This window comes from Bacteroides sp. D2 (assembly GCF_025147085.1).
GTDB lineage: Bacteria > Bacteroidota > Bacteroidia > Bacteroidales > Bacteroidaceae > Bacteroides.
Genome location: NZ_CP102261.1, coordinates 5,428,060 through 5,442,920, shown reverse-complemented (window position 1 = coordinate 5,442,920; position 14,861 = coordinate 5,428,060). Strand labels below are relative to the sequence as shown.

Sequence of the window (14,861 nt, the reverse complement as noted above, 5' to 3'; positions counted from 1 at the left end):
TCTCAAAAATAGGGAATTCCCTTTTTTTATGTATAATCTCTATAAATTGCGCACTTGTTAACGAAAAAGTTGTTTAATACAAATTACAATTATACATTTGTATTGTTAAACAATGAGGTTAATAGAAACCTTTAGTATTAATTTAAAACTTTAAAATTATGAAGAAGAGTGTTTTGTTTGTTTTATTTGCACTGATTTCAGTGGCAGGTTTCTCTCAAATTACAGGTTGGAATGCCAAAGTAGGTATGAACTTTAGTAATTACACCGGTGATCTTGATCTGAATGCAAAGGTTGGATTCAAACTTGGTGGAGGTTTTGAATATGCTTTTACTGATACATGGTCACTGCAACCTTCATTATTCTTAACTAGTAAAGGTGCAAAGAAAGATGGCAATAGCATTAATGCAATGTATTTGGAATTGCCAGTAATGGCTGCTGCACGTTTCAATGTAGCAGATAATACTAATCTGGTGGTGAATGCAGGTCCTTATTTTGCTTGTGGTATTGCCGGTAAAACAAAGTTTGACTTAGGTAATGACACAGAACGTAAAGTCGACACTTTTGGTGATGATGCTTTGAAGCGTTTTGATGCAGGTCTTGGTGTAGGAGTTGCATTGGAATTTGGTAGAATCATTGCAGGCTTGGATGGTCAATTTGGTCTGGTTGATGTGGAAAAAGTTGGTAATCCTAAAAACATGAACTTCTCTATTATCGTGGGATATAAGTTCTGATAAGAAAACACCGAAAATACAGAAAGCCGTTGCGGAAGACAATTCGCGGCGGCTTTTTTATTTTATGATTGAGAAAGTCATTTCCTTTATTGGATATACAATAGGAATGTACAGTCAGTTTACTATCGGCTTTTTATTAATCTGATAGCTTTTTCAACTTTTTAAAGTGCTCGATTACGGCTAAATAGTTCTGATCCTGACAGGCGTCGAATTTGTTCCAAAGATCTCCTAATACGACAGCTCCTCCGAAACCGAAATCTTTAATCTCCAGCAAATTATCTTCATTGATACCTCCCAATGCCATCACTTTCGAATCGATAATTTTGGCTCTTTGTGCTTCACGCAATTCTTCGGCAGTATATGTTGAATAGTAATTCACTTTAGAGATACTATCATAAATAGGACTCATAAAAACATAGTCGTAAAAATGCTTTCTGTTTTTTACCTCCTCCACTGAATGGCACGAACAGCTGATGTGACCATAATAATCATGCGGCTCTTTGGGATTACGTGCATTCAGGTGGATCCCCATCAGATTAAATTCTTCTTTCAAATAGAAATGTTCATGCGTGACGATACGGCGGTGATATTTATCCGGAATAAGTGTCAATAGCCGTTCCGAATACATAGCCGGAGTTTCCGGCTTCCTAAGATGTAGGACATCCAGCCCCTCTTCGAAAAGAGCGGTAATAATCTTATCTTCTTCGACGAAGAAGGTAGGGGTGGTAACTACAATTAGTTTCATTTCTTTTGTTAAAATTGGATTGCTTAGCAAAGTTACTAATTAACTATGTCAGAAACCAACCTTTATAGTGAAAATTTGTTAGATTGCCATGTCCGCAGGTCGATTGTCCATAGTTCGCCGGCTAAAACATCTCCAAAATCACAGATTATTTTCAGCACTTCCGTAGCTTCAACGCTTCCTACAATAGCAGGAGTAACTCCCATCACACCTTTGGGCGGAGGAGGCATTCGTTGCATTTCTTCTTCATCAGGATAAAGATCCCGGTAGTTCTTTTTCTGGTTTCCATAGTTGAATACAGAAACCTGTCCTTCAAAGCCGCAGATAGCACCATATACGTATGGCTTTTTCTGTTCAATGCAGATATCGTTAATCAGGTAGCGGGTGGCAAAGTTATCACAGCCGTCGACTACTATATCATATTCCTGAATGATATGATAAGCATTTTCTTTCGTCAACCGGGTAGAGTAGGGATGTATTCTGATCTCGCTGTTGAGAGCGGAGAGCCGTTCCGCTGCACAGATAGCTTTCGGTTTACCCAATTCTTTTTCGGAATAGAGAACTTGTCGTTGCAGGTTAGTGATGCTTACCAAATCGTCATCTACCAGTCCGAGACATCCCACACCGGCGCCTGCCAGGTAGAGAGCGATGGGAGAGCCTAGCCCTCCCACACCTACAATAAGCACTTTGGCTTCCTGCAGTTTCTTCTGACCTTCTTCTCCGATTTCGGGAAGTATGATTTGTCTATCGTACCGCATCTGCCTATCTTTTAAAATCAAAAGACTGATCCCAATCCTTCCAAACCGGTTCGCGACCCAGTTTCTTCAAGTCACGTTCCACTTCAACCGCCTTTCGCTCATCACTTACGTGAAATTGTTCCAGGGTTTGAGGATAACTGTAATATCCTCCCGGTTCAGTTTTACTCTCCGCACTCATGGTTGTAACACCGAGCGTTGCCATGTGATTTCGGATTTCTGCACTTTCACGGGTGGAATAGGAGATATCTACGTCGTGGTCGAAGATTCGCATCGCGAATGTAAGTTGAGCCAGTTCCCGGTCGTTCATGACTACATTCGGTTGGAATCCGCCATTTTCAGACGGACGCATACGCGGGAAATTTACGCTGTATTTTGTTTTCCAATAATGCTTCTGCAGATAACGCAGATGATAAGCCATCATCGTTACGTCTGTCCGCCATTCTTCCAGACCGATCAGGACACCCATGCCAATCTTATGTACACCTGCCTGTCCCATACGGTCGAAGCCGTCTACACGCCATTCGAATTTAGATTTCATGCCTCTCGGATGATATGTCTTGTAATTTGCTTTATGGTAAGTCTCTTGAAAACAGATCACTCCATTCAGACCATGATTAGTCAGTTCCTGATATTCTTCTGCTTTAAGGGGCATTACTTCAATTTGCAGGTTGCTGAAATAAGGTTTTGCCAAATCCAGCGCCCGGGCAATGTAGGGAACACCTGCTGCGGCAGGGTTTTCACCGGTTACGAGCAGTAGATTTTCAAAAGGAGCCAGTCGTTTGATGGCTTTGTATTCGTTGACAATCTCTTCCTCTGTCAGTATCGTTCTCTTCATCGGATTGCTGATGTGGAAACCGCAATAGACGCAGGAGTTGGTACATGAATTAGTCAGGTAGAGCGGTACGAACATGGAGATAGTCTTACCGAACCGTTCCATCGTATATTTCTGACTAAGGCGTGCCATCACTTCCAGATAAGGAGTGGCGGCAGGTGAAATCAGCGCCATAAAGTCGTTGACATCCAGATGCTCTTTTTTACCCAATGCACGGCGTACGTCGGCATCTGTTTTGGAATAGATGGCTTTTGTCGTCTCTTCCCAGGATATTTTTTCTAATTCGTCGGAGAACATTCTTATTAAATTGAGAATTAAAAATTGAAAATTGAAATGAGGGGAGGGCAGGTTCGGTCAGTGGGCTGACTTTCTGTTTCTCCCCACTCATTATTTGTTGGTTTTAGCGCTTTTCTTTAAATCGCGTGACAATCTCATTGCACAGAAATTAGGTCCGCACATCGTACAATATTCTCCATCGATATGATGTCCTGCACGGAAATAGGTCTGCGCCCGCTCCGGGTCGAGAGACAGGTCGAACTGATCTTTCCAGCGGAACTCATAGCGAGCTTTACTCAATGCGTTGTCTCGTACCTGTGCACCCGGGTGTCCTTTTGCCAGGTCAGCGGCATGAGCGGCTATCTTGTAGGTAATGACTCCTACGCGTACATCCTCTTTGTCGGGTAAGGCAAGGTGTTCTTTCGGAGTGACATAACAAAGCATAGCCGTACCCAGCCATCCGATTTGTGCGGCACCGATAGCAGAAGTGATATGGTCGTATCCGGGAGCAATATCCGTCACCAACGGGCCGAGTGTATAGAATGGGGCGTCATGGCATTTTTCAATCTGACGTTCCATGTTCTCTTTGATTTTATGCATCGGAACGTGTCCGGGGCCTTCAATAAATGCCTGAACATTCTTATCCCAGGCACGAAGCACTAATTCTCCCATGGTATCCAGTTCGGCGAACTGCGCTTCATCGTTCGCATCGTAGATAGAACCCGGACGAAGTCCGTCGCCTAAAGAAACGGCTACATCATATTGTGCCAGGATATCACAAATATCATCAAAGTGATCGTATAAGAAACTTTCCTGATCGTGTACGAGACACCATTTACTCATTATGCTTCCTCCACGGCTGACAATACCGCACAACCGCTTATCGGCAAGATGAACATTATGGCGGCGGATCCCTGCATGAATGGTGAAGTAATCTACACCTTGTTCACATTGTTCAATCAATGTATCCCGGTAGATTTCCCAGGTGAGGTCTTCCACTATGCCGTTCACCTTTTCAAGTGCCTGATAAATAGGAACCGTGCCGACGGGTACGGGACAATTACGGATAATCCATTCGCGTGTTTCATGGATATTTTCTCCTGTGGAAAGATCCATCAAGGTATCGCCACCCCATTTGCAGCTCCACAATGCTTTCTCCACTTCTTCATCTATGCTTGAGGTAGTAGCCGAATTTCCGATATTCGTATTGATTTTCACAAGGAAGTTGCGTCCGATAATCATCGGTTCAGCTTCTGGGTGGTTGATATTGGCCGGTAATACAGCACGTCCTTCTGCAATCTCCTGACGGACAAATTCTGGAGTAATGTGGGTCTTAATTCCCAATTCCTCGCAATTCATGTTCTCGCGGATTGCTACATATTCCATTTCAGGGGTGATAATCCCTCTTTTGGCGTATGCCATTTGAGTGATTGCTTCTCCTTTTTTAGCGCGATAGGGCAGAGCGATGTGCTCGAAACGTAAGTGATCGAGACTTTTATCGTCCCTTCTCATTTGTCCGTATTCCGAAGTAATTTCGGGAAGTTGTTCCACATCACCACGGCCTACAATCCATTCTTCACGCATACGGGGCAGTCCTTTTTTAAGATCAATGCTCATATCTGCATCGCTGAACGGTCCGCTGGTATCATATACATATATCTCCGGGTTCGGTGTTGCTATCTTTTCTTCGCCTTCAAAGCTGACACTGGGCACTTGTTCCACTTTCCGCATCGCTACACGGATATTCGGATAAAGTTTACCGGGTAAATAGACTTTCTGCGAGCGGGGGAATTTTATTTTTTGTTCCATAGTTTATTCGTTTTTAATCAAGAAAAGCCGTTAGAGGTGAACTTGCTTCTGCCACGAAGTCGACGGCTTGTAATCCTAATCCTGCTTCGTAAGCCTGTCTTCCGGCTTCTGTAGCCGCTTTGAATGCTTTTGCCATTTCTACCGGATTTCCGGCAACGGCTATTGCGGTATTAACTAATACAGCGGAAGCTCCCAGTTCCATTGCTTCGGCAGCATGACTGGGTGCACCGATACCCGCATCTACGACTACCGGGATACCTGCCTGTTCGATAATGATTTGCAGGAATTCTTTGGTCTGCAATCCTTTATTGGTACCGATTGGTGCACCGAGCGGCATAACGGTAGCTGCGCCCGCTTCTTCCAGACGTTTGCAGAGTACAGGGTCAGCCTGACAATAAGGCAACACGATAAAACCCAGTTTTACCAGTTCTTCCGTAGCTTTCAGTGTCTCGATAGAGTCAGGGAGCAGATAGCGTGGGTCCGGGTGAATTTCCAGTTTCAGCCAGTTTGTTCCAAAGGCTTCGCGAGCCAGTTGTGCTGCAAAAACAGCCTCCTCTGCATTACGTACACCGGAAGTATTGGGCAATAGCTGAATATTCGGATGAATAATATGTTTCAGCATGTCATCCTCTTTGTTGTCCATGTCGATTCGTTTCATGGCAACAGTAACCATTTCCGTGCCTGAAGCCAGAATAGCTTGTTCCATTACTTCATTGGAATTGAATTTTCCTGTTCCCAGGAAAAGACGGGAGTTAAATTCGCGTCCCGCAATTACTAACTTTTCCATTCTATATATATTATAAATTAAATTACTGATTGTACATCATTGCTTTACGCATGATTCAGGATTCTACGTGTTTCTTCTATCGGATTATCCGCTCCGAGAATGGTTCCCGACAGGGCTATCCCGTTTACTCCTGTGTGAAGTATGGCAGGAATATCCTCATAAGTGATTCCTCCAATCGCTACTACGGGGATTTCGATATTCGCCTCTTTCATCTGTGAAAGGATGGAGGAATAGCCTTCCAATCCCAGTACAGGGCTTAAATTCTTTTTGGTGGTAGTAAACCGGAAAGGACCGATGCCAAGATAATCGGCACCGGCACGATAGTGCTGTACAACATCTTCGAATGTATTTGCAGTGCCGCCGATAATGAAAGCCTCTCCAAGAATTTGGCGGGCCTGGTCGATAGGCATATCCTTTTTGCCCAGATGAACACCGTCCACTTCCAGCTTTCGCGCCAGTTCAACGTGATCGTCCAGAACCAGGATTGCTTCGTGCTCTTTACAAAGCGGTTTCAGTTGCAGGGCTACTGCCTCCACTTCTTCGAGAGGAGCCTCTTTCATGCGTAGTTGGATCCATTTGCACCCGCCTTCGAGTGCCATACGTGCCGATTCGAGGTACGAGTACCGTTCGGTCTGATGCGTGATAAATTGTAGACTGACCATTCCCTTATCCTCCGCAAGCAGCTTTGATAATCACCAGGTTATCGTTCTCATGCAATATGAAACCCTCCCATTCGGTACGGGGAATCATTTTGTTGTTTACGGCGATAGCAATGCCTTGAACCGGAAGTTCGAGCTGTGCTGTCAGTTGTGTAAGGGTAGAGTCGGGAGTAATTTCCACCTCTTTGTTGTTCACTTGTACTTTCATTGTCCTATCAGAATAAATAAGTTGAAAGTAAATACAAAGAGCGTGCTTGAATGGAAAGGCGATAAGAAGAAACACAATCCCTACGTCAGTACTAACTGCCTCAGGTTCCTAGGGTATAATCTCAGCCCCTCATGGGGCACCCCTTTGTCTTTACGGGGGCAAAGTAAGTGAAAAAGAAACAGAAAAACACTAAATCATTCGATTTTTTTTCATTTTTCTGTTGATTCCTGTTTTTTGATAGGATGAGAAAAGATAAATCGGGCGCCATTTTTGTAATTCTTGTCAATCCAGATATCACCTCCCATATATTGGATGGTCAGTTTGCAGATAGCCAGTCCCAATCCTGTACCCTGTACGAACTCGTTCAGCTTTTCGAAACGTTGGAATACCAGCTCCTGTTTATCTTCGGGGATTCCGGTGCCGGTATCAGTTACCGAGAACAGCATACATTGCTTTTTTTCGTCCACTTCATAATCCAGCGTAATACTTCCTCCGGCAGGAGTGAATTTCAAGGCATTGTTCAGCAGATTGATAATAATCTGCTGCAGGCGCAAGGGATCTGTGTAGAGCATGTAAGGCTCTTTAGGCATTTGCAGTTTAATGTCTACATCCATTGTCTTGTTCCGGTTGGTCAGAGTAATCATATTCTGGCAATGGTTCACCAGCTCACACCATTCATAGTTGAATTGCAGTTTTCCTGATTCCAGGCGTGATATATCCAGTACATCACTAATCAGTTGGAGCAACAGATTGGAGTTGGTCTGGACAATATCTGCGTATTCTTTCAGTTCGTTATTCTGCTCTACCGAACCGATAATCAGACTGGAGAAACCGACAATAGCATTTAGCGGAGTCCGTATCTCGTGGCTCATATTCGAAACAAAGGCACTTTTCAGTTGGTTAGCTTCTTCGGCGCGCTCTTTAGCATCACGCAATTCGACTTCAGACTCTTCCAACTTCTTTTTATCTTCCCGTAGTTGTTTCGTAGTTCTTTCAAGGTGATTCTTCAGGATTTTAGTCCGGTAATAGTAATACAGCGAAATCATTAGACTTCCTACTAATACGAGAAATATAATCAGGATGAATTGCACTTCTGTCTTATAGGCCACAAAGAACGGGATGGGCTGATTGATTACCATTGAGTTAACAGGTAACTTCTTGTTTTCAAATCCCCATTCCTTTAGTTTCTTCGCATCAAATTTATATCTGTTGGGTAAGATATTGATACTGCTGATATCAGTTTCCTTCTGGTCTAAAAAGCGGTAGGCATATTCTCCCATGCTTTGTCCCACTCCTTCATATTGCGGGACATATCCTCCGATAGCCCAGTAACCTATTGCAGTGGAAGTCATGCTGAACATAGGCAGGAGAGGATTGGCTTTGGAAAAAGCATAAACGGAGTTATTCATGTAAGTAATACCCCGGTTATCGATTCTCCAGATGCCAAGCAACATGACTGTGTTTCTGGGAAGATTGCGCAATTGACTGGCAGCCATATCGAGTGTATGGATGCGGCCATCGACGTAGGTGATAGACAACTGTGGGAAATGTTGCAGGTTTTTCTTGAACCATGCCAGTTCGGCAAGTCCGTTGTATGTGTTATCCGATACAAATACAAGGTGTTCTGTTTCCGGATAGAAATCCTGTATCATTTCAATATCTTTTTTAATGTCATATTCGTATGTGCTACAATATCTTACGTTGTATTCCTTCATGCGTTCCATTAAGTTAATGCTTTCGGGATTATAGCTTCGGATGTCGGTCGAATCCTCCGGAATACGTATTCCGTTGCGTGACGCCATTGCACAGAAAACAGGAAGCTGCTTGTACTTTTCATCTTCGAGATGAAGGAAACTGCTCCATGCTTCACCACCCAGGAGAATAACTAATTTGGCTTTCGGATGTTTGTCGAGAATATCAGTTAATGTTTTTTTCCATTGATGCGCCTGCATTAAGTCTGTTGCATTCATATTTTCTACCATGGTCGAATATCTTCCTCCCAATTGGGTGTAGGTCTCTATAAATGTGCTGATGTTATCGTAGGTATATTTAGTGTCAGAATTATAAGAGGTGATAAACAGGATTTCTTCCTCAGATTCTTCTGTGGTGGCAGCATTGCCAACATTGCTAAAAAAGGGGAGGAAAAGGAGTACGGCAATGGAGACAATAAATCGTATTTTTTTTCTTTTATACAGTACCATAATTGTTTGTTATGTTGTTTTATGAGTTGCAAAAATACAACTAATGCATCTGATATACAATAAAAGTCTGTTCTTTTTAATCTGTAAAAAAGGTCGTTGTGTTTTTCACAGCGACCTTTTCCATAAGTATAGTTTAGCTTGTAAATTTGCTTACATTCTTTTTTCAACCACATCCCAGTCGATGATATCCCACAGGGCGTTTACGTGGTCGGCACGGCGGTTCTGGTAATCCAGATAATAGGAGTGTTCCCAAACGTCAAATCCAAGAAGTGGTTTCAAACCGGCACGTATTGGATTGCTGCCGTTCCCCTCTTTAGTGATTTTCAGTTTACCGTCTTTATCTACGGATAGCCAAGCCCATCCTGAACCAAACAATCCGACTGCTGCTGCATTGAATTCTTTCTTGAAGTTTTCAAAGCTGCCAAAGTCACGTTTGATGGCTTCTCCCAGTTTACCGGCCGGCTCCTTCTTTGAAGGTTTCGGGGCAAATTGCAGGAAGTACAGGTTGTGGTTCAATACTTGTCCGGCGTTATTGAATATAGCTCCATCCGGTGCGGCTGCAACGATTTCTTCTACCGTTTTACCTTCATATTCTGTTCCGGGCACGAGGCTATTCAGATTATTTACATACGTTTGTAGATGTTTTCCGTAATGGAAATCTATTGTTTGCTGACTGATTACAGGTTCCAACGCATTGTTAGCGTAAGGAAGTTTAGGCATTTCGTAAGTCATGGTCATCATAATTAAAGACATTAATATAGTATTCATAATGTTACAAGTTTTAATTGGCTTGTTATACTATAATAACAGAAGCCCTTTGCAAAATGTTCACAGCATCTTACTTTATTTGTAAATGTACTGTATACGTTCCACTTCTTTCGGATGCTCACGGTCGGTCCGGCAGATCCATTGGCCCGTATTATCATATTCATAATAAGAATTGCTATCGATCTGGTTTCCGTATTTATCGTACAGGCAGGTCAGGCATCCCGATGTTTTCTGGTTATTGCCTAAAATCCGTTGGTAAACGATCTGTGTCAGATAACCGTATTTATCGTATTCATAAGCATCTTTTTGTGAAATAATCTGATCCGAAGAATTGGCAAAAAGCAGGTTTTGATGTTGGGATGAAATCAATCTGCCTTTATCATCATATTTGTTTGCGGTGTATGCCTGAAGTTCTCCATTCTTATTATACTCTTTGGTTTCGGTCAATAATCCCTGTTTATTATAGGAACTTATGATAACTCTTCCATCTGTATACTTGAGCGAATCACTCTCGATACTTCCGTCCGTACCGATACGGCGTGTCCGTCGGTAGAGATCCGTTTTGGTTTTCGGATTCGTTTGCACTTCAAAGATGCAGTGACCTTGCGGATCGTATAATCTGTTCGTTTGTATTTCATTGCTTGGCTGACCGTTCTTTACGGTAAGCGACAATGTAGAAATGAGCTGCCCCTTATCGTCATACGAATAAGTGGTCGAGGTATTTCCCGTACTGTCATTTTCCGCAGACTTAATCAATCGTCCTCCATTATAGTATTTCACGGAAGTAGGAGTGGATATGATTGTTTGCAGAATAAACGGTGTCCGTAGTGCATTGGCCTGGTCACGAAATTCCTTATACTTGTGTGTGCAAAGAAAATCCTGCAGCATACTCAAAGATTCGGAATTGACAATGGCAGCTTTTAAAAGCTCAAAATCAGCTTTTTCACTAAGATATTCAAGTTCGTCCAGATGAGTACGTGCTGTGGAAGTCAGGTAAGGTGATTGCTTATACTCGTCAATAATCTGCCGGATGGCTGTTGCGTTTCCTTTCTCCCGGAGGCTGTCGATTCCTTGAAACAGAAAATCATCGTATAACGCGCGGACTTCCGGAAGGAATGGACGCGTATCTTTATCCGTGAAGAATTTCTGCATGTTGGCGTTATCAAAAAATGCCTTGAAATTCGCTGATGTCGGATTACTCTTTACAATCTGGTAAAGCCGTTTGTTTTCCGCAGTGTTGATTTGAGAGATAAATTTGCCGTTCGGATATTCCGTGATGTACGTTTGATAAATATTCAGCGTAGGTGTTTTCAGCATACCTTCCAGTAAAGCCATTTCACGGATGTCCCGTACCTTTTGCAAGATGGCAGAATCTCCCGGATAACCGCTTGACTGGATACTGTCCATCAACGTCTTGCTAAAAGGAATTTGATCTTTCGAAGCATCCAGAATGGAGATAACGGCCAGTTCTGCTTTGTTTTGTACGTTGGAAAGTTGTATTTTCTCTTCTTCACAGATATTGGGAAAATAAGCTTTCGTTGCCCTTTCGTAGCATCCGAAATAGTTGGTGGCAGCCTGTTCGCTTTGCTCGTTCCACAATCCGTTGAGCACATCCAATAATGCCAGTTCCTCGGCATAATAGGTTTGTGTCTCGTCATCTATCTTATCACGGTTTTTCTGCCATTTGTCGGCGTCATTATCGTTCAGATACCTTAGCAGCTTTTCCAGGCGGCTCTGCTTTTGTGCCATTGCCTGTGGAATGCAGGCGACCAGAAACAAACTCAAAATAATCGATAAAAATATACTTCTTTTCATTGCTTTTTGGTGTTAGGTTAAAATAGTTAGTGATGAAAATTCATAAAAATACCTTCATTCTCGAATGAATATTATACTTTTGTATTGAGAACAAATTTGAATGCCAAGGGTTTGTTAAAAATCCACATTGTTTTTATAATGCTGTTATGAATACCAATTATATAGATGAATTGAACGAGAGTCAGTGTGCTGCAGTGACTTATAATGACGGTCCTTCGCTGGTGATAGCCGGTGCAGGTTCGGGGAAGACGCGCGTATTGACTTATAAAATCGCTTACTTGCTGGAACAGGAGAACGGCTACAATCCGTGGAATATCCTTGCACTGACCTTTACGAATAAGGCGGCGCGCGAGATGAAAGAGCGTATTGCCCGTCAGGTAGGTATGGAACGGGCACGTTATTTGTGGATGGGGACTTTCCATTCCATCTTCTCACGGATTCTTCGTGCCGAAGCAACATTTATCGGGTTCACTTCCCAGTTCACCATCTATGATACGGCTGATAGTAAGAGTCTGCTCCGTTCCATCATCAAAGAGATGGGATTGGACGAGAAAACTTATAAACCGGGAGTAGTGCAGGCACGCATCTCCAATGCCAAAAACCATTTGGTCACTCCTACGGGATACGCTGCCAATAAAGAGGCTTACGAAGGAGATATGGCTGCCAAGATGCCTGCTATCCGTGATATCTATACTCGTTATTGGGACAGATGCCGTCAGGCGGGAGCGATGGATTTTGATGATTTATTGGTATATACCTATATTCTGTTTCGTGACTTTCCGGAAGTGCTGGCACGTTATCGCGATCAGTTCCGTTATGTATTGGTGGACGAGTATCAGGATACGAATTATGCGCAGCATAGCATTGTTCTGCAACTGACTAAAGAAAATCAACGGGTCTGTGTAGTGGGAGACGATGCGCAAAGTATCTATTCTTTCCGTGGGGCGGATATTGACAATATTCTCTATTTTACAAAAATCTACCCCAATACGAAAGTTTTTAAACTGGAGCAGAATTATCGTTCCACACAAACCATTGTTTGTGCTGCCAACAGCTTGATTGAGAAGAATGAACGCCAGATACGGAAAGCCGTGTTTTCGGAGAAAGAAAAGGGGGAACCTATCGGCGTATTTCAGGCGTATAGCGATGTGGAAGAGGGAGATATTGTAGCTAATAAGATTGCAGAGCTACGACGGGAGTATCGCTACGGATATGCTGATTTTGCCATCCTGTATCGTACGAATGCACAAAGCCGTATTTTTGAAGAGGCTCTTCGGAAACGGAGTATACCTTATAAGATTTACGGAGGACTTTCGTTCTACCAGCGAAAAGAGATAAAAGATGTGATTGCTTATTTCCGTTTGGTAGTGAATCCGAATGATGAAGAAGCATTCAAGCGAATCATTAATTATCCGGCTCGTGGTATTGGAGATACGACAGTCGGGAAGATTATATCGGCGGCTACCGATCATGGCGTAAGTCTTTGGGCGGCACTCTGTGAACCATTGAGTTACGGACTGGATATAAATAAAGGAACGCATGCAAAACTGCAAGGCTTTCGTGAATTGATAGAAGGTTTCATTGTCGATCAGGCAGATAAGAACGCTTATGAAATAGGAACGAATATCATCCGTCAGTCCGGCATTATCAACGATGTTTGTCAGGACACATCCCCCGAGAATCTAAGTCGTAAGGAAAATATAGAAGAGTTGGTGAATGGAATGAATGACTTCTGCGCTTTGCGGCAGGAGGAGGGTAATCCGAATGTGTCTCTTACCGATTTCCTTTCGGAGATTGCATTGCTTACCGATCAGGATTCCGACAAGGCGGATGATGGGGAAAAGATAACGTTGATGACAGTTCATTCGGCTAAAGGATTAGAGTTTAAGAATGTATTTGTGGTCGGTCTGGAAGAAAACCTGTTTCCCAGTGGGATGGTAGGAGATTCTCCCCGGGCACTGGAAGAAGAACGTCGTTTGTTCTATGTAGCTATTACTCGTGCGGAGGAACATTGTTATCTGTCTTTTGCCAAAACCCGTTTCCGTTATGGAAGGATGGAATTTGGAAGCCCCAGTCGTTTCTTGCGTGATATCGATGTTCATTACTTGCAACTGCCGCATGAGGCAGGAGTGAGTCGGGCTGTCGATGAAGGTGCAGGACGTTTCCGTAGAGAGATTGAAGGAGGATTCACCCGTTCAGCTTCTCCGTCGCGTGCCCCTTTCGGAAGTACATCTTCCGAACAGCGTGAACGTCCGAAAGCACAGATCATTGCTCCCAGCGTACCGAGGAATTTGAAGAAAGTTAGTACTGTTAGCCCAAGTAACGGTGTACAGGCAACCTCTTCCACTTCAGCATCGATAGCAGGAGTACAGGCCGGACAGATGATAGAGCACGAACGTTTCGGATTGGGTGAAGTGATTAAAGTAGAAGGAACGGGAGACAATGCGAAAGCAACTATTCATTTTAAAAATGCGGGAGACAAACAACTATTATTACGTTTCGCTCGTTTTAAAGTGGTAGAATAAATAATAACACTAAATAGAGAGACTCATGAAGAAACAACTAACAGTAATTTTGCTTTCCGCTTTGATTGTGAGTGGATGTGCGTCGGGGCGTATGGGAAATCCGGGAGCTATCATGGCAGGTGCTTCTATCGGAGGTAGTCTGGGAAGTTCGATAGGCGGACTTATCGGAGATAATAATCATGGCTGGAGGGGCGGTTACCGTGGTTCTGCTATTGGGAATATTGTGGGAACCATTGCCGGTGCGGCTATTGGAAACGCGTTGACGGCGCCGAGACAAGAGCAAATAGAGGAAGATGCGTATATTCCTGAAGTGAGGGAAGTCCGTGTGCAAAAATATAAGAAGCAGCCGGTGCAGCAGCCTATTTCTCAACTGAAGTTGCGCAAGATCCGTTTTATAGATGATAATCGCAGTCATGTGATTGATGCGGGAGAAAATAGCAAGATAATTTTTGAGATTATGAATGAAGGGAGAAATCCTGTTTATAATGTAGTTCCTGTGGTAGAAACGGTGGGGAAGGTGAAACATCTCGGCATTTCTCCTTCCGTGATGGTGGAGGAAATTCTTCCGGGTGAAGGCATCCGTTATACCGCTTCCATTCACGCAGGTGAAAAATTGAAAGACGGTGAAGTGACATTCCGTGTCGCAGTGGCGGACGAGAATGGAGTGATTTGTGATTCGCAAGAGTTTACTCTGCCTACACAGCGCGGAAACTAGAAGTAACAGCCCGAATATCCGGTTTAAACATAGTG

Annotated in this window: 13 protein-coding genes and 1 riboswitch; of the genes, 3 read left to right on the top strand and 10 right to left on the bottom strand. The window is 43.3% G+C overall.

From position 1 onward, the window contains the following. The first annotated feature begins 158 nt into the window (after positions 1 to 158). Positions 159 to 731: a porin family protein gene (locus NQ505_RS20445; protein WP_004295701.1), complete on the top strand. Its 573-nt coding sequence runs from the start codon at positions 159 to 161 to the stop codon at positions 729 to 731. A gap of 136 nt (positions 732 to 867) precedes the next feature. On the opposite strand, the gene NQ505_RS20440 is transcribed toward NQ505_RS20445, so the two are convergent. The 10 genes from NQ505_RS20440 to NQ505_RS20395 all read right to left on the bottom strand — a co-directional run bounded on the left by NQ505_RS20440 (position 868) and on the right by NQ505_RS20395 (position 11,586). Then, positions 868 to 1,476 (bottom strand): thiamine phosphate synthase, encoded by a 609-nt coding sequence (locus NQ505_RS20440; protein ID WP_004295702.1) that lies wholly within the window; start codon positions 1,474 to 1,476, stop codon positions 868 to 870. Positions 1,477 to 1,538: 62 nt separating this feature from the next. Continuing rightward, a complete protein-coding gene (locus NQ505_RS20435) occupies positions 1,539 to 2,231 on the bottom strand; it encodes a HesA/MoeB/ThiF family protein (RefSeq protein ID WP_004303541.1) in 693 nt (230 codons plus the stop codon). Positions 2,232 to 2,235: 4 nt separating this feature from the next. After that, the gene (gene thiH, locus NQ505_RS20430; protein WP_004295704.1) at positions 2,236 to 3,360 is read right to left on the bottom strand and encodes a 2-iminoacetate synthase ThiH; all 1,125 of its coding nucleotides are present in this window, start codon (positions 3,358 to 3,360) and stop codon (positions 2,236 to 2,238) included. A 90-nt stretch (positions 3,361 to 3,450) separates the two neighbouring features. Then, positions 3,451 to 5,148 (bottom strand): phosphomethylpyrimidine synthase ThiC, encoded by a 1,698-nt coding sequence (gene thiC / locus NQ505_RS20425; protein ID WP_004303540.1) that lies wholly within the window; start codon positions 5,146 to 5,148, stop codon positions 3,451 to 3,453. Between the two features lie 13 nt (positions 5,149 to 5,161). Beyond that, positions 5,162 to 5,935 (bottom strand): thiazole synthase, encoded by a 774-nt coding sequence (locus NQ505_RS20420; RefSeq protein ID WP_004295706.1) that lies wholly within the window; start codon positions 5,933 to 5,935, stop codon positions 5,162 to 5,164. A 44-nt stretch (positions 5,936 to 5,979) separates the two neighbouring features. Then, a complete protein-coding gene (locus tag NQ505_RS20415; protein WP_004312310.1) occupies positions 5,980 to 6,597 on the bottom strand; it encodes a thiamine phosphate synthase in 618 nt (205 codons plus the stop codon). A 4-nt stretch (positions 6,598 to 6,601) separates the two neighbouring features. Further along, entirely contained in the window at positions 6,602 to 6,802 is a 201-nt protein-coding gene (thiS, locus tag NQ505_RS20410) for a sulfur carrier protein ThiS (RefSeq protein ID WP_004303537.1), read from the bottom strand. 60 nt (positions 6,803 to 6,862) lie between these two features. Then, positions 6,863 to 6,956: riboswitch (TPP riboswitch) on the bottom strand. Between the two features lie 55 nt (positions 6,957 to 7,011). Then, the gene (locus NQ505_RS20405; protein ID WP_008998455.1) at positions 7,012 to 9,003 is read right to left on the bottom strand and encodes a sensor histidine kinase; all 1,992 of its coding nucleotides are present in this window, start codon (positions 9,001 to 9,003) and stop codon (positions 7,012 to 7,014) included. 150 nt (positions 9,004 to 9,153) lie between these two features. Further along, positions 9,154 to 9,771, bottom strand: a complete 618-nt coding sequence (locus NQ505_RS20400; protein ID WP_008998454.1) for a superoxide dismutase — start codon at positions 9,769 to 9,771, stop codon at positions 9,154 to 9,156. Positions 9,772 to 9,846: 75 nt separating this feature from the next. Continuing rightward, positions 9,847 to 11,586: a hypothetical protein gene (locus NQ505_RS20395; RefSeq protein WP_008998453.1), complete on the bottom strand. Its 1,740-nt coding sequence runs from the start codon at positions 11,584 to 11,586 to the stop codon at positions 9,847 to 9,849. Between the two features lie 146 nt (positions 11,587 to 11,732). On the opposite strand from NQ505_RS20395, the gene NQ505_RS20390 reads away from it, so the two are divergent. Continuing rightward, positions 11,733 to 14,111: an ATP-dependent helicase gene (locus NQ505_RS20390; RefSeq protein ID WP_008998452.1), complete on the top strand. Its 2,379-nt coding sequence runs from the start codon at positions 11,733 to 11,735 to the stop codon at positions 14,109 to 14,111. Between the two features lie 25 nt (positions 14,112 to 14,136). Next, complete coding sequence (locus NQ505_RS20385) at positions 14,137 to 14,826, top strand: hypothetical protein (RefSeq protein ID WP_008998451.1); 690 nt, start codon at positions 14,137 to 14,139, stop codon at positions 14,824 to 14,826. The last annotated feature ends 35 nt before the right edge of the window (positions 14,827 to 14,861 follow it).

Excerpts from the sequence above, each read along its gene's own strand:
- NQ505_RS20445 (WP_004295701.1), top strand. The coding sequence starts at position 159 with ATGAAGAAGAGTGTTTTGTTTGTTTTATTTGCACTGATTTCAGTGGCA.
- NQ505_RS20440 (WP_004295702.1), bottom strand. The coding sequence starts at position 1,476 with ATGAAACTAATTGTAGTTACCACCCCTACCTTCTTCGTCGAAGAAGAT.
- NQ505_RS20435 (WP_004303541.1), bottom strand. The coding sequence starts at position 2,231 with ATGCGGTACGATAGACAAATCATACTTCCCGAAATCGGAGAAGAAGGT.
- thiH (WP_004295704.1), bottom strand. The coding sequence starts at position 3,360 with ATGTTCTCCGACGAATTAGAAAAAATATCCTGGGAAGAGACGACAAAA.
- thiC (WP_004303540.1), bottom strand. The coding sequence starts at position 5,148 with ATGGAACAAAAAATAAAATTCCCCCGCTCGCAGAAAGTCTATTTACCC.
- NQ505_RS20420 (WP_004295706.1), bottom strand. The coding sequence starts at position 5,935 with ATGGAAAAGTTAGTAATTGCGGGACGCGAATTTAACTCCCGTCTTTTC.
- NQ505_RS20415 (WP_004312310.1), bottom strand. The coding sequence starts at position 6,597 with ATGGTCAGTCTACAATTTATCACGCATCAGACCGAACGGTACTCGTAC.
- thiS (WP_004303537.1), bottom strand. The coding sequence starts at position 6,802 with ATGAAAGTACAAGTGAACAACAAAGAGGTGGAAATTACTCCCGACTCT.
- NQ505_RS20405 (WP_008998455.1), bottom strand. The coding sequence starts at position 9,003 with ATGGTACTGTATAAAAGAAAAAAAATACGATTTATTGTCTCCATTGCC.
- NQ505_RS20400 (WP_008998454.1), bottom strand. The coding sequence starts at position 9,771 with ATGAATACTATATTAATGTCTTTAATTATGATGACCATGACTTACGAA.
- NQ505_RS20395 (WP_008998453.1), bottom strand. The coding sequence starts at position 11,586 with ATGAAAAGAAGTATATTTTTATCGATTATTTTGAGTTTGTTTCTGGTC.
- NQ505_RS20390 (WP_008998452.1), top strand. The coding sequence starts at position 11,733 with ATGAATACCAATTATATAGATGAATTGAACGAGAGTCAGTGTGCTGCA.
- NQ505_RS20385 (WP_008998451.1), top strand. The coding sequence starts at position 14,137 with ATGAAGAAACAACTAACAGTAATTTTGCTTTCCGCTTTGATTGTGAGT.